This window comes from Flavobacterium adiutor, assembly GCF_048282555.1.
Taxonomy (GTDB): Bacteria; Bacteroidota; Bacteroidia; order Flavobacteriales; family Flavobacteriaceae; genus Flavobacterium.
On sequence record NZ_CP182487.1, the window covers coordinates 2476046 to 2491928 of the forward strand.

The 15883-nt window shown below is 36.9% G+C and carries 7 protein-coding genes; 3 read left to right on the top strand and 4 right to left on the bottom strand.

Translation table 11 applies throughout. The features are described from left to right. Positions 1-154: 154 nt before the first annotated feature. Positions 155-3010 (bottom strand): glycoside hydrolase family 2 TIM barrel-domain containing protein, encoded by a 2856-nt coding sequence (locus ACNC7R_RS10610; protein ID WP_417941061.1) that lies wholly within the window; start codon positions 3008-3010, stop codon positions 155-157. Positions 3011-3030: 20 nt separating this feature from the next. Next, positions 3031-4308 (bottom strand): rhamnogalacturonan acetylesterase, encoded by a 1278-nt coding sequence (locus ACNC7R_RS10615; protein WP_417941062.1) that lies wholly within the window; start codon positions 4306-4308, stop codon positions 3031-3033. Between the two features lie 291 nt (positions 4309-4599). On the opposite strand from ACNC7R_RS10615, the gene ACNC7R_RS10620 reads away from it, so the two are divergent. The 3 genes from ACNC7R_RS10620 to ACNC7R_RS10630 all read left to right on the top strand — a co-directional run bounded on the left by ACNC7R_RS10620 (position 4600) and on the right by ACNC7R_RS10630 (position 12702). Then, positions 4600-8226 carry a DUF4450 domain-containing protein gene (locus ACNC7R_RS10620; protein WP_417941063.1) on the top strand — a complete coding sequence of 1209 codons (3627 nt, stop codon included), beginning with the start codon at positions 4600-4602 and terminating at the stop codon, positions 8224-8226. Positions 8227-8342: 116 nt separating this feature from the next. Beyond that, positions 8343-10538, top strand: coding sequence for a hypothetical protein (locus tag ACNC7R_RS10625; RefSeq protein WP_417941064.1), 2196 nt, complete (start codon positions 8343-8345; stop codon positions 10536-10538). 313 nt (positions 10539-10851) lie between these two features. Continuing rightward, the gene (locus ACNC7R_RS10630) at positions 10852-12702 is read left to right on the top strand and encodes a rhamnogalacturonan lyase (protein WP_417941065.1); all 1851 of its coding nucleotides are present in this window, start codon (positions 10852-10854) and stop codon (positions 12700-12702) included. A 112-nt stretch (positions 12703-12814) separates the two neighbouring features. On the opposite strand, the gene ACNC7R_RS10635 is transcribed toward ACNC7R_RS10630, so the two are convergent. After that, positions 12815-14416, bottom strand: a complete 1602-nt coding sequence (locus tag ACNC7R_RS10635) for an ELWxxDGT repeat protein (RefSeq protein WP_417941066.1) — start codon at positions 14414-14416, stop codon at positions 12815-12817. A 314-nt stretch (positions 14417-14730) separates the two neighbouring features. After that, on the bottom strand, positions 14731-15879 hold the full coding sequence (locus tag ACNC7R_RS10640; RefSeq protein ID WP_417941067.1) for a cytochrome-c peroxidase: 1149 nt from the start codon (positions 15877-15879) through the stop codon (positions 14731-14733). Positions 15880-15883 lie beyond the last annotated feature (4 nt).

Here is a 15883-nt window from a genome sequence, read left to right on the forward strand (position 1 = left end):
ACGAAGAATCTTCGTAAGTAACTCTACAAAGATTGAAAATCGTTATGGCTAATTGTCGCGGGGATTCTTCGTTCCTCAGAATGACAAAACTATGAGCATAAATTATAGGCTAAGAGCAAAACCTGAAACCTGAAACAAAACCTGAAACAAATTTTTACTTCCTAAAATCAAACCATAAATTCATTTTGATACCATCATCTCCGCTTTTTATACGAATATTGGTTGGCTGACTTTCAGGTCCCTGATGTTCTAAAGGTTTAAAATCTCTCATAGCCGGAATTTCATACATAAATGAAATATCTCCTTCCGGAAATGTTGGTTGTGGATAACTTCCGGGAAAACCATTTTTAGGCAAATCTGGTGTGAATAATCTCAAAAATAAATTATCGGATTCACTGAAAACTTTAAATGATGATGCACCCGCTTTTAAGTTTGCACCCAATAAATTAGCATGATAACCTTTAAACTCAGGATAAACCAGATTTTCAAAACTTTCGCCCGTTATAGTCGTGTTGTAATCTTTCTCCCAGATACCATAAGTAGTTCCTTTGATTCTGTTTTTCCAGACATGATAAGGACCTCTTCCAAACCATTTCATTCCGGTAACTCCTTTTTCCGGAAAACTAAAAGTAATTCCGAATGCGCTGATTTTATCTTCAAAAAAAGCACCGTCAAAACCTTCACCGCCTGAAGCATTTTTCAATGCAATCAGTTCCATTTTAAATCTTCCATCAGGTTCCATAATCCATTTAATAGAAGACAAACCTCCGGTGTAATTTACGGTACAAACGGCTTTATCACCTTCCTGTGAAACCTGAATGTCTTTTAATTTGGCTTTCATTCCAATCGGTCGAGGGCCATTTGTCAGCGGAATTGTATTTGTTCCGTTTTTAACTAAAGAAATTTCTCCTGTCAAAGCATCAAAAGTTACCGTTACATCGCTTCCTTTTAAAGTGATTTCGTTAGCTGTTTGTACACCTGAAGCTTTTGCTTTTGTATTCTGAACCGCTAAAAATTTGGCAGCATAATATTTTGCTTTATGGATAGGCCATGTCCAGGTATAGATTTCTTTATTGAACTGATCATGAGCTGTAATAGATAAAATGTCTCCTTCAGCAAAATTAGACGGAACATCGAATTTAATTTTACGTGTTTCACCCGGTTCAATGTTTGGAATTTCAATTTTACCGAAGCTGATTGCTGTCGAAGTTCCGTTTGTGTAAAGAATGTTATTGTCAGATTTCAGGACTTTAAATTCCATTTTACAGGAATTCAGATTACTGAAAAGGTAGTCGTTTGTAATTAAGAAAGAGCCATCAAAATCTGCATTAACCTGTTTTGGCTGAAACTGAATCGGTGCCCAGATTTCTTTTACAGTATAGTAACTCCCTTCTTTTTCACGGTTTGGCCCTAATATTCCGTCCGCAGCTAAAGAACCTTTTGAGTCGAATTTTGCATCTCCGGTCCAGTCAGAACGAAATACGGCTTCATCCAGCATAGCCCACATGAAGCCTCCTGCAAACAATGGACTTTGTTTGTAACGTGTCCAGAAATCTTCAAGAGCAGCTCCGTGACCGTTATCATAGGTTCCGTGCATGAATTCGGTTGGGAAAAATACATTTTCACCGTTATTAAAACGATGCATTCCGGTTAAATATGTTGGGTAGTGATGGGTATCCCAGCCATTGAAGTCAGCCCAAGGGTGAATCACGATTCTTTTTTGCGGGTCATTATCTTCAAAAACTTTATCAACGTTGTAATTCCACCCGCCTTCATTACCATTATCCCAGATAATTACTGATGGGTGATTGACATCTCGTGTAACCATTTCGGTTACCAATTTAGTTCCCGTTTCTGTATCATACGAGTTTTGCCAGCCTGCTAATTCATTCAGAACAAAAAGGCCTAAAGAGTCACAAACTTCTAAAAAGTGAGTGTCTGGTGGATAATGCCCACGAACGGCATTCATGTTCATGTCTTTCAGTAGTTTACCGTCCATTTCGCTTATGCGCTTACTGGTGCTTCGTCCGCCTTTAGGCCAGAATGAATGACGGTTGATTCCTTTCATGACGATTTTGGTTCCATTTACATAAATTCCGTCTTGTTTTTTGAATTCTAAAGTTCTGAAACCAATTCGTTTATCATATTGATGAATGGTATTTCCGTTTTGTTTTAAAACCAGTTCCAGATTATATAAATTTGGACTTTCCGGATTCCATGGTTTGATGTTTTTCCATTGCGCTGTTATTGATTCCTTGGTGCTTTTTGCTTTTATCGGAAAAGTAAAAGTTTGGAAATTTTCTCCATTTGAACCTTTAAGTGTAGCTTCTAAAGTAACATTTTTAGAAATATTTTTAAGATTCAGAGCAACTGTAATTGAACCATCCATTTTTGGATTTACAGCAATATGCTCAATATGTGTTTTAGGTGAAACTTCAAGCCATACCGGACGATAGATTCCGCCAAACAACCACCAGTCGGCTCTTCTTTCGGCTGCGTTTACTGATTTATTGGCTGAATGTTTCCAGACATGAACTTCTAAAGTATTTTTTGAACCGAATTTCAATAATGATGAGATATCATATTTGAATTCATAAAAACCACCCTGATGAATGGCTCCGGCCAGTTTTCCGTTGACTTTTACCTCGGTATCTGTCATCGCTCCACCAAATACAATCTGAACCTCTTTGTCTTTATAATTAGCAGGGATATCAAATTCAAATTTATACAAACCTTCTTCCTTACTTGGTTCTTTCTGGTTCAGTTCTTTGTACCATCTTCCATACGTATATTCGCCAAAACCTTCTAATTCCCATTGGGATGGAACATTTATTTTAGACCATTTCTGACTGTTATTGCCTCCGGTGCAAAAGAAATCCCATTGTACAGGATGTTCAAAATCTTTTCCGGATAAGTAAACTTTATCGGTTTGCTGTGCGGTGCTATTTTGAAGAGAAAATAAGGCAATTGCGGCGATTGTAAAGTTTTGAAGGGTGTTTTTTAGTAACATAAATAGATTTTCTATAGTGGTTAGTTGCCATCTGGTTTAGTAACTTCAAATCGGTCACTCATCGGAAGTGTCCAGTCTGAAATATAATTTGGTTTCTTTTGATTATAATTTGGAACTTCTTTTTGAATTTGTTTTTTCAACGGAATATCCAATTCGCGAATTCCCTTTACAACACAAAGCGCAATTTCATTTGCTCCAAAACTATTAAAATGCGTGTTGTCTTCCAAAGCTTTTACCTGTCCCGGAAAAGTATTCGCAGGATATTGTACAAAAGCTTTTCTGGAAGGTTCATCGCCCCAGGTTTCGTATAATTCTGTTGTTATTTTGGTAATATCGATAAGTGCGACATTATTTTTTTGTGCAACGTCTCGCATCGCAGCAGGAAAATCACCGTGAGTTTCTTTTAAATTACCGTTTTCGTCAAAAACACGGCGTTGCGTAGGCGTCACCAAAACCGGGATAGCTCCTTTGTCTTTAGCCGACTGAGCAAATTCGGCTAGAAGAGTAGAATAAGAACCCCAGGCACCATTTCCTTCGCCTTTTATTTTTTCGTCATTATGCCCGAATTCTACAAATAAATAATCTCCTTTTTTGATTAGTGAAAGAATCTTTTTTAAACGATTTCCACTCTTAAAAGAACTCAATGCTGAACCTGAAACCGCATAGTTGGCAACTACAACGGTATTATCAAAATAATGGGTTATAAACTGTCCCCACGACGCCCATGGTTCTACATCCTGATCGGTAACGGTTGAATCTCCGGCAAGATAAACTACAGTTAAATTGTCTTTTGGCGTAATTTTTATGCTTTGAATGGCAACTTCTCCTAAAAACTCTAATGTAAGTTTGTCGTCCCAGTTTAAAATGTCTTTTTCCCTGTCTTTTAATGAAACATTTTGGGTGTCATCAATTTTTGGAGTTCTCACATTTACATTAAAAATTTTGGTTACCGGTTTTCCTTTTTTAATAAAAAGCTGATCCAGCATTAATCTTCGTGACTCCGCTTTTATGGTAATATTTGATGCTTTTTCAGCACTTCCCATAACGACTTCAATCTGGTAATTTCCTTCGGGAAGTTTTACCGAAAAGTAAGTTGGTTTAATCGCAGAAAATGTATTCGGATTGATTTTTACATTCGAATCCGAATTAAGATCAAAACCATATCCTTTAGCATCATCATATAGTAAAGGTGTGTTTACAGCTATTCCTTGTTTACTTTTTAGTGCAGTTCCAAAATTAAACAATTGACTTTCAGTATTATCATTTGGATTAATTTCAGCTAAAGAATTACCATTCAAAGCAAATAGATTTAGCTGTATTACCAAGTAAAAAAACAGACAGAAGGAAGTTTTTAATTTTATCAAGTTTTTCTTTTTTAAAATTATTGTAAAATCAAAACTAACGGTTACTTATTTATATAGTATCCTGTACTATGATGTTAAAAAAATGAAAGAATATAAATTATGATATTGAGAAAATCAGGTAGGTACAGGATGCAATACCATAAAAAAACAAAGAAATTGCGATTGCATTATCAAAATTAATATATGTTTAATAATGATTATGTGCCTTCTGATCATCTAAACTTTATGAAAACCAAAAACAATTCCATCCCGACTCTTATTGGCTTATTATTGCTGTGTCCTTTGCTAACTATAGGCCAGGAAAAACAAGTTGTGCGCAAAATCCATTATGCTCCTGAGGGCAATAGTTTTGTGTTAAAGAATGGTACCCGAAAATTCAACAGGGCGCTTTATGGTTCGAATACAGGTTTTAGAGTTGAAACAGGAGATTTGCCTGAATTTGCGATGTATATGCCAGGAATGGGCGGAAATTTTAAGCTGGGTTTAATAAATGGCAAAGATAGCAAATGGATTACTGAGGCTTCAAAAATTGATACAAAATATGTATTGGGTACGATGCACTACGAAATTCAAGACCCTATTTTAGATAACGGAAAACTGATTGTAAAAGTAGTTGCCTTAAAAGAAAAAGAAGGCTTTATTGTAAAAGTATTAGGCGAAAATGTATCCAAAAAGATAAATTTAGTCTGGGCATACGGTGGTGCAACGGGGAAAAAATTCAGTCGTGACGGCGATATTGGTGCCGATCCTGAATCTGTGTTTTATTTACAGCCTGAATATTGTACCAATAATAAATATACGCTAAAAAAACAGTCTTTTTTACTGGAATACGGTTCTGAAAGCAATAAAGAGAAAACAGGTAACAATAAAAAACTAACGGGCTATTTTCCGGGTTCTGATATAAAGTTGGCCAATCCAAAACGACAAAAAACACCTTTGGAATTATACACTTCAAGTCCTGAAAATCTAACGCTTGTTACAGGAAAAAGTGCTATTTCAAAAAGCGAAATGTTTTGGCTCTTTTCAAGCGAGGAATTAAAATCAGATGTCTCTCAAAAAGGATTATCGCAATTGTATGATAAATCGGTTCAGGAAACACATCTTTTAGCAAATAGAGTAAAGGTTACAACGCCGGATCCTTATATTAATACATTAGGCGCAGCACTTTCCATTGCAGCAGACGGAATTTGGGAAAGCCCAGCCTATCTTCACGGTGCTATTGCCTGGCGCATGTACCTGAATGCGTGGCGTGGTGCTTATACGGCCGATCCTTTGGGCTGGCATGACCGTGCGAAAACGCATTTTACAAGTTACAGCAATTCACAGGTTATCACTCCTGAAAACGGCCCCGTTGTTTTGGATACCGTTCGCAATTTTGCCCGCCAGAAAGAAGTTATGGGAACTTCTATGTTCAGTAGTGGCTACATCAGCCGAAACCCGAACAAAAATACAGTAGCACATCATTATGATATGAACCTGGTTTTTTTCGATCAGATGCTGCGACATTTTAGATGGACGGGAGATACCTCGTTTATGAAAGAAATGTGGCCCACGATTCAAAGGCATTTGAATTGGGAAAAAAGAAATTTCGATTCAGACAATGACGGACTTTATGATGCCTATGCGACTATCTGGGCGAGTGACGCGCTGCAATACAGTGGCGGCGGTGTGATTCATTCTTCGGCTTATAACTTTTACGCAAATAAAACGGTTGCCGAAGTGGCCAAAAGAATTCAGGTGGATGGAAATCCTTTCCTTAAAGAGGCAGATAAAATCTTAAAAGCTTCGAAAGACCAGCTCTGGATTCCAAAAAAAGGCATTTTTGCAGAATATAAAGATGCTCTTGGAAACAGATTATTGCATGATGTTCCGGGTGTGTGGAGTATTTACCACACTATTGATTCCGAATTATCGAATCCGTTTGAGAGTTATCAGATGCTGCGTTATGTGGACAAACAGATTCCGCATATCCCTATTTCAGCAGAAGGACTTGATAAAACGGATCTTTACACGATAAGTACGACCAATTGGCAACCATATACGTGGTCTATCAATAATGTGGCTCTGGCAGAACAATTACATACGTCGCTGGCTTTCTGGCAGGGAGGACAATCAGAAAAAGCATTCAAAATGTGGGAAAGTGTGTTGATCGAAAGTATGTATCTTGGTGCTTCTCCGGGTGGTTTTGAACAGCTTATGTATCAGGATGCGATGAGAGGCGAATTATACCGTGATTTTGCAGATCCAATCGGAATGACGTCGAGAACTTTGGTAGAAGGGCTTTTTGGCATTCAGCCAGATGCTTTGGCCGGAGTTTTGACGATTCAGCCTGGATTTCCTTCAAAATGGAATCATGCAGCTTTAGAGATTCCGGATATTTCAATTGATTTTAAAAGAGAAAACAAAACAGATTCGTATCTTATAAAAAATCATTTTACAGCCAAAATGAATCTGAAACTGGTTGTAAATGCACCTTTTGACGGAATTCAGGATATAACAGTTAATGGAAAAACGGTTAGCTGGAAGAATATTCCCGAAAGTATCGGAACACCAAAAATTGCGATTGAAGTACCTTATAATGTTTCTTATGATGTGAAAATTAACTGGGAAGGGGATGTTTTAGAAGATATCAAAACCGTTACTTCATTAACAGCAGGAGAATCTTTTAGCATAACAACCACTAAAGCGGAAATTGTTTCAGTTTATGATCCGCAGTCTATTTTGAATGAAATTTCAAAAACCAATAAATCGTTTCAGGCAATTGCATACGCAAACAAGTCTAAAACATTTTTTATTCAGTTAAAACAAGGAGATCTAACATGGTGGCAGCCAGTTGAAGTGTATTTAAAACCTACAATTGAATCAGAAATTATTCAGTTAAAAAATAACAATGTAGAAATCACCCTGAAAAATAATTCGGAAAACAAGATCGAAGGAAATGTAGTTTTTGATGCTTCCGCAAAAGACAATCAGGAAAAGATTTCTTTAGGTCCAAATCAGAAAGAAATACTTGTTATTCAGCTTGAAAAATTTGTGCCGGGAACAAATAAATTCTTAGTCAATTCGGGTTCTAATACCATAAAAGAAGTAACTTTTACAAACTGGGATATACCGTTAAACAATTCAAAAAAGCAGGAAACGGTTTCACTTTCTTCGTTTTTTAATTCTAAAGTAACAGATGTTTTTAATCAGGAATATTTGTCTCCGAGACCACAGTCAGTAACCTTACAGCTTCCAAAAAACGGAATCGGAAATTGGTGTTATCCAAATGTTTCGGTAAAACTGGACGATTCAGGACTACGTCAAAAAGCGAAAACAAATGGACAAATTACTACTCCTGAAGGTATTGTATTTAAAACGCCATCTGACCCAAATTCTAAAAATATCATTTTTACATCGCAGTGGGATAATTTTCCTAAAAGTATTAGTGTTCCGTTAACCGGAAAGGCTTCGCATCTTTATTTTATGGTAGCCGGAACGACTAATCCAATGCAAAGCCGTATTGTAAATGGAGAAATTGAAGTAAATTACACAGACGGAACCTCTGAAATTTTACAATTAAAAAACCCTGAAAACTGGTGGCCAATCGAACAAGATTATTTTATGGATGGACTTGCGTTTGCAATAGATGCACCAAAACCGCCAAGAGTATATTTGAAATCAGGTGAAATTTCGAGAACCTTTAAAGATTTTACAACTATTAAAGGCTACTCTAATTTTGGAATTGATGGCGGGGCAGGAACGATTCTGGATTTGCCTTTAAACCAAAATAAAACCTTGAAAAGTCTTACCCTGAAAGCGATTGCAAATGATGTGGTTATTGGGCTGATGGGTATAACTCTAATTAGATAATGAGTTAATTTGAAAATTAGATAATTTGTCAATAACAATTTTAAAAATCAATGGCAATATCAACATCAACGGTGATAACGATGTCAATTTCAATACTAAAATTTTAAAACTGCAATATGAAAAAATTACTTTCTTTATCCTTTTTGGTGTTCTCTTTTTCTGTTTCTTCACAGCAAAAAATAGACAGGAAAGCGTTGGTAACAAGGCATAATATCCAAATTACCGCAATAGATACTTTAGCTTCTTTAACCGTTGGAAATGGTACTTTTGCTTTTACGGTTGATGCTACAGGATTGCAGAGTTTTCCTGAAAAATACCAAAATGGAATACCACTCGGAACGCAATCGGAATGGGGTTGGGACAGTTATAAAAATACGGAGAATTATAAGTTTTCAGAGACTTTAAGAGAAGTCGATCAGTATGGTCGTAAGATTTCGTATTCAACACAAATTAAAGAACCTGCACGAAAAAAAGAAGCAGTCGAATGGTTTCGTCAAAACCCGCATTTATTGCAATTGGGAAATATAGGTTTTGAAATCACCAAAAAAGACGGCAGTTTGGTAAAACCGGAAGATATTAAAGCCATTAATCAAAAGCTGGATTTATGGACCGGAAAAATTGAGAGCTATTTTGAGGTAGAAGGCACTCCTGTGAAAGTAATCACGGCTTGCGATCAGACAAAAGATGCTTTAGGATTTAAAATAGAATCGGATTTAATTCAGCAAGGGCGTTTGAAAATTCGTGTCCGAATCCCTTTCCCAACTGGACTCTGGGGTGATATGGGTACGAAATGGGAAGAAAAACAAGATGTAGCTATTTCAGAGGTTGCTATTGCGGGGACTGAGATGGGGAAAAAATGGGGCGGAAAACAAGATTATAAAAGTAATCTAAAAATCAAAAATAAATCAGAAGCGACCATTACACATATAATGGATAGTATTTCGTATGATATTAATTTGAAATGGAGAGGCACTGCATCGATTAAAGAAAAAGCAAAGCATTATTTTGTTCTAGAACCTTCAAAAAGCAATACAATCGAATTGAGTTGTTCGTTCGTTCAAACAGAAAAAAACAAATCTGTAACTCCTTCTTTTGAAGCGATTGATAAAAGCAGTATCGCTGGCTGGGCATCCTTTTGGGAAAGCGGAGCAGCAGTTGATTTTTCAGGGAGTACAGATAAACGTGCACCTGAATTGGAGCGTCGTGTGATTCTTTCGCAATATCTGACTAAATTACAATGTACCGGAAAAGTTCCGCCACAGGAAACCGGTTTAACCTACAACAGCTGGTTCGGAAAACCACACTTAGAAATGCATTGGTGGCACGGAGTTCACTTTGCTCTTTGGGACAGACCAGAATTATTAGAAAAAAGCCTTCCGTGGTATGAGAAAGTTTTTAATAAGGCTAAAAATATCGCTAAAAGACAAGGTTTTGAAGGGGCAAGATGGCAAAAAATGACAGATTATGATGGCAATGAAAGTCCGTCTTCAGTAGGGGCATTCTTAATTTGGCAGCAGCCGCATTTTATTACCTATGCCGATTTGATTTATCAGGCAAAACCAACTATAGCAACATTAAATTTATACAGCGAACGTGTTTTTGCAACTGCTGATTTCATGGCTTCTTTCGCCAATTATGATGCTAAAAATGATCGTTACGTTTTAGGACCTGGCGTGATTCCGGCGCAGGAACGTTTCAAAGCCATCGAAACTTTTAATCCAACTTATGAATTAGCATATTGGAACTGGGCTTTGAAAACAGCTATTAGCTGGAAGAAAAAACTAAATCAAAAAGTACCTGAGAAATGGGAAACGGTTTTGGCTAAATTATCGGCTTTGCCAATTGCTAATGATGTTTATTTAGCCACAGAAAGCGCTACTGACTCGTATACCAATCCTGAATTTAAAACAGATCATCCATCGGTTTTAGGAACTTTCGGAATGCTTCCGGAAACGTCTCTTTTAGATAAAAAAATCATGAAAAATACGTTTAATCTGGTTTGGAATACCTGGTCATGGGACAAAACCTGGGGTTGGGATTTCCCGATGACGGCAATGTCGGCAGCCCGTTTGCAAATGCCGGAAAAAGCAATTGATGCGCTTTTTATGAATGTAGTAACCAATACCTATCTAAAAAACGGACATAATTACCAATCGCCAAGATTAACGCTTTATCTTCCGGGTAATGGAGGTTTGTTAACAGCTGTTGCCATGATGTGCGCCGGTTGGGAGGGAAATACAATTGAAAACCCAGGGTTTCCTAAAGACGGGACATGGAAAGTCAGAAGCGAAGGATTTAAGAAGATGTTTTGATTTTTTTGAAGATGTTAAGGTTCTGAGGTACTAAGTTTTACTATCGAAAAGTTAGTGTGTAAGCTTGGTTATGTCATTTAGACGAAAGGAGAAATCGCACTCGTAACTCGACAAAAATTGACCATTTCTTTGCGGAATTTCTAATGTGATATCTCCCTCCGGTCGAAATGACAAGAAAAATAAAAGATCTGCTTGAATCTTTTTAAATCTGCGTGAAACTTAATAATGTTTTTACATATTTAATAGTCTTACAAAATAAACCCTAACCCCTAAAATTAGTCTAAACATCAAACTTTACCAACCAAAACCAATCATGAAAAATAAAATTTTAGTAACGTTATTCTTTTTGTCAGGTTCAATTTTGTTTGCACAAAGACAAATGGAGAACTTAGATCGCGGCGTCATTGCTATAAAGGACAAAGGCCATTTTTTTGTAAGCTGGCGTGTTTTAGGAACAGATACTGATGATATGGCATTTAATTTATATCGAAAGAGCGGCTCAAAGAAAGCAATAAAATTAAACGAAAACCTCATTACCGGTGCCACCAATTTTTTAGATACAAAAGCAAACCCTCAGGAGGAAAATACCTGGTTTGTAAAAACGCTTCTAAAAGGAAAGGAAACAGAAGACAGAGGAAGTTTTACGATTCCGGCTTCAAGTCCGGAAAAGGATTATTTATCAATTGCGATAAAACCCATCGAAGGGTATATTCCAAATGATCTTTCAACAGGGGATTTAGACGGAGACGGAAGATATGATTTAGTGGTACACATGACCGGAAAAGGACATGATAATTCGCATACCGGCATTACTGATCCACCTATTTTTCAGGTTTATACTTTAGACGGAAAATTTTTATGGCAGATTAATTTGGGCAAAAACATTCGTGAAGGAGCGCATTATACACAGTTTATGGTTTATGATCTGGACGGTGACGGAATTGCAGAATTGGTTTGTAAAACGGCTGATGGCACCACTGACAGTGAGGGCAATGTTGTGGGAGATGCTTCAAAAGACTGGGTTGACAGAGATCCAAAATCGGGAACTTACGGAAAGATTTTAAAAGGTCCTGAATATCTTTCTGTTTTTGATGGAAGAACAGGAAAACTAGTTACAACTACAGATTATATTCCGGAGCGTGGTGATTTGGCAGGCTGGGGCGGACATGGTGGAAGCGGAGGGAATGATACCAAAGGAAACCGGATCGACCGTTTTACGGCCTGTATTGCTTATTTGGACGGAATTCATCCAAGCGTGGTAATGTGTCGCGGATATTACGGAAGAACTGTTTTAGCAGCCTTCGATTTTAAAAATAAAAAGCTGACTTCAAGATGGGTTTTTGACAGTAAAGATGCTGATAATCCGTATTCCGGAATGGGAAATCACGGATTGACTGTGGCCGATGTCGATAATGACGGAAAAGATGAAATTATTTACGGAGCGATGTGTGTAGATGATGATGGTAAAGGATTATACACAACAGGTTTCAGACACGGTGATGCCTTGCATGTTTCCGATCTTGATCCTGATATTCCGGGTTTAGAAGCATTTGGAATCCATGAAATCGAAAATAAAACAACTGGTCCTGGTGTAGCTGTGTTTTCAGCAGCAGACGGGAAAGTTTTGTTTACCGATTCTCTGAACGAAGATGTTGGCAGGGGAGTGGCAGATAATATCGATCCGACAAGAAAAGGAGCACAGTGCTGGTGGTCAGGCTCTCCGTTTTTATATGATATGAAAGGTAATAAAATTGGAGATGCTCCAAAATCAATTAACTTTTTGATTTACTGGGATGGAGATACTTCAAGAGAACTTTTAAACTCGAATTATATTGACAAATATGGTAAAGGCAGATTGTTTACTGCTTTTGGAGCCGTGTCGAATAACGGCACCAAATCAACTCCGGCGCTTTCTGCAGATTTAATTGGTGACTGGCGGGAAGAACTAATTTTAAGAAGCGCTGACAATACCGAATTACGAATTTATTCGACTACCATTCCAACAGATGTAAAACAATATACTTTAATGCATGATCCTCAATATCGTTTGAGTATTGCCTGGCAAAATGTAGGCTACAATCAGCCACCCCATACCGGTTTTTATTTCGGAAGCGGTATGCAGCCGGCTCCAAAACCTAATATTATTTTGGTTACTAAAAAGTGATAGTTTCTATCAAAAGAACAATAAAAAAGTCCATTTCAAATTCATGAAACGGACTTTTTAGGTTTGTGATTTATTGGGGCAAAAACAAACCTGTTTATATTAAAAAATACAACTATTTGATAATAATTTTAGTTGTTGAAGTCTGGCTGTTTTTAGTCAGTTTTAAAATGTACAAACCCGTTTTTAAATTTAAATGAAGTGAATTGCCATTTGTTTTGCCGGCAGCTTGTTTTTTACCTAGTATATCAAACACTTCGTATTTTACAGTTTCATTATCAGCATTATTGATAAAGAAATTTCCATCTGAAGGGTTTGGATATACCGCCACAACTTCTAACTTATCCTGATCTTTTACAGAAAGGGTAGGAGGAGTGTAGGTGAAAAGTTCCTGTCCGTCATTTCCGGTAGCTGCAAAAAACAGTTTATTTCCTATTTTCGTTAAACTGCTAACTCCTGTTGGATTAATGCTTCCTGAAACCAGAGAACTAACTAAAATTGTACCTGCTGAAGTACCATCAGTTTGCCATAATTCTCTTAAAGTATCGGCATTGCTATCAGCAGTAAAATATACTATTCCGTTTAGTTCAATATAATCAACGGTAGCAGTTGATGTTGGTGCATTAAAATCAGCCAGTTTAGTTAATTTAGAACTATCATATTTGTAAAAATCATAATTAGTACCATCATCAGAAGCGAAGAAATAAAGTACGCCATTTACTGATTGAATCTGATCAGGTGTAGAGTTACCTGTTCCTGGATTAATGTCGGCAACTTCTATTGTTCCAGCTTCTGTTCCGTCAGTTAGCCATAATTCTACGCCATTTGGACCATTTGCTCTAAAAAAAGTAATATTACCAAAATTAGCAAAACGAATAGGAGCAGAACCATTCGTTCCTGGATTTATATCTTTTACTAACGAAGTTCCTGGAGCTGTTCCGTCAGTTTTCCATAGTTCAAAACCAGTTGTGCCACTATTTCCCTGAAAATAAATAGTATTTTCATTTTTGAAATAAGTTGTTCCAACACCATGTCCTGTTCCCGAATTGATGTCTATGATATTGCCCGAAGTAATAGGAGTGCCGTCTGATTTGTATAATTCTCTTCCTGTTGTAGTAACAACCAATTGGCTATAAATTCCATTCCCGTTCAGGTTTTCAATCCAGCTTATACTATTGCCTGTACCTGACTGATCAATCACATTTACAGTTCCTGATTCTGTACCATCAGTTTTCCAAAGTTCAACGCCTCCAACACCGTCAGTAGCAGAAAAAAGCATGGTTGTTGGGTTAATTATTGTAAATAGCTGTGGGTTTGAGTTTGCTGTTCCTGCATTTATATCTTTGACCATAACTGTCCCAGCGCTGGTACCATCTGTTTTCCAAAGTTCGGAACCATTAGCAGTTGTTCCGTTTGAAGCTGTAAAATAGATTTGATTATTAAATGCAGTAAAATTTGCTGCATTTGAGTTAGATGCAGCACTAGTTGTGGTATTGATATCTTTAACCATTACTGTGCCTGTCTCAGTTCCGTCAGATTTCCATAATTCTACGCCATTTGCTCCATTGGTAGCTCTAAAAAATAAAGTTCCATTAAAATCGAATAGATTTGTTGGAGTTGAAGAATTAGCACTTCCGGGATTTATGTCTTTCACCTGACTAATTTGCCCAAACGACAGGGCGGATATTAATAATAAAAAAAGGTATTTGTTTTTCATATTTGAGTGGTATCAAATTAATGTACGTATAAAGAGTTGAATTTTTTTAATGAAATTATAAAGAGTTTATACTTTTACTTTTTTGATGTTTAACGCGATTATTGCGGGTATTGAGACAATAAGCGGAAAGACAATAACAAGAAAAATCAAAACATAAGGTTGTTTAAATTTATGTCGGTCTTTTATAATATAGAATATTGCAAGAGGAGTTAGGATCAGATATAATAAAACGCAAAGTTGATATAGAAATAAACCTGTTTCAAATGGGGCAATTAATTCATTCATAATAGTTTCGATATTAAATTTTACTAAAATTATTTTGGAAGATCCGGAGCCATAATTCTTCTCGTTGGCGTACTTAAAGTTTCGATAAAGGCCAATAAGTCACTCATTTCTTCTTTGCTTAAGCTTAACTTTTTAAGCATTGGATCTACCTTTGGGATTAAAGAATCACGTGGTGTTCCCAGGTATTTTTTCTGAACAGGAGAAGGGTTGCCTAAATTGTAAAGTTCTACAACATCCAATAAAGTTGGAAAATGCCCATGATGCATCCATGGTCTGGTGTTCACCACTTCACGAAGCGTAGGCGTTCTGAATTTGCCAATATCTTTTACGTCTTTCGTAACATTGTAACGCCCGTAATCTTCATTTTTGGTTCCGAATAAAACCTGTCCGTCATTATGAAACTGGTTGTCACTGAAATAAGGTGTATTATGACAATTAATGCATTGTGCTTTAGTTCTGAACAAGTGCAATCCTTTTACCTGCTGATCGGTATAAGCGTCTGATTTCCCGCTAACGAAATGATCAAACTTACTTTTCGGACTGTTGATGGATCTTTCGAATGTAGCAATAGCATACTGAATTCTTTCGAGCGTAACTTTTTTGTCTCCAAAAGCAGCTTCAAAAAGCGGGTTGTAACCCTTTATCTTTCCAATTTTGCTTACTGCAATCGTAAGTTTTTCGTTCATTTCTAAAGGATCACCTACAGGAAATTGTGCCTGATCTTCTAAACTCTTAGCACGACCATCCCAAAATAAAGAAGTTGCATAAGCCGAATTCAAGATGGTCATCGAATTTCGTTTTCCGGTCTGGCGGTTATGACCAAAAGAACGGGTCAGGTTATCGGTCCATCCTAATTCCGGATTATGGCATGAAGCACAGGCAATTTGTCCGCTGTTGGATAATCTTGGATCAAAAAATAATACTTTGCCCAGACTTTCTTTTTCCTTGGAATAGGGGTTGTAAGCCGGATAAGGAACTGCAGGAAGCACACCGATATCCTGAAATTTAGATTTGTCTATGCTTTCATGCAGTTCAGCAGCTGGCCATTTTGTGTAATCTCCGCTGGAATATAGCTTTCGTAATTCGGGAATATCAATATAATCAGGTTCTTTGACACTTTTGTATGCTGTTAATCCTAATAATAGTAATGTTGGAACAATTATTTTTTTTAAATTCATAATG

Coding starts and splice junctions, on each gene's coding strand:
- ACNC7R_RS10620 (WP_417941063.1), top strand. CDS start 4,600: ATGAAAACCAAAAACAATTCCATCCCGACTCTTATTGGCTTATTATTG.
- ACNC7R_RS10630 (WP_417941065.1), top strand. CDS start 10,852: ATGAAAAATAAAATTTTAGTAACGTTATTCTTTTTGTCAGGTTCAATT.
- ACNC7R_RS10640 (WP_417941067.1), bottom strand. CDS start 15,879: ATGAATTTAAAAAAAATAATTGTTCCAACATTACTATTATTAGGATTA.
- ACNC7R_RS10610 (WP_417941061.1), bottom strand. CDS start 3,010: ATGTTACTAAAAAACACCCTTCAAAACTTTACAATCGCCGCAATTGCC.
- ACNC7R_RS10625 (WP_417941064.1), top strand. CDS start 8,343: ATGAAAAAATTACTTTCTTTATCCTTTTTGGTGTTCTCTTTTTCTGTT.
- ACNC7R_RS10635 (WP_417941066.1), bottom strand. CDS start 14,416: ATGAAAAACAAATACCTTTTTTTATTATTAATATCCGCCCTGTCGTTT.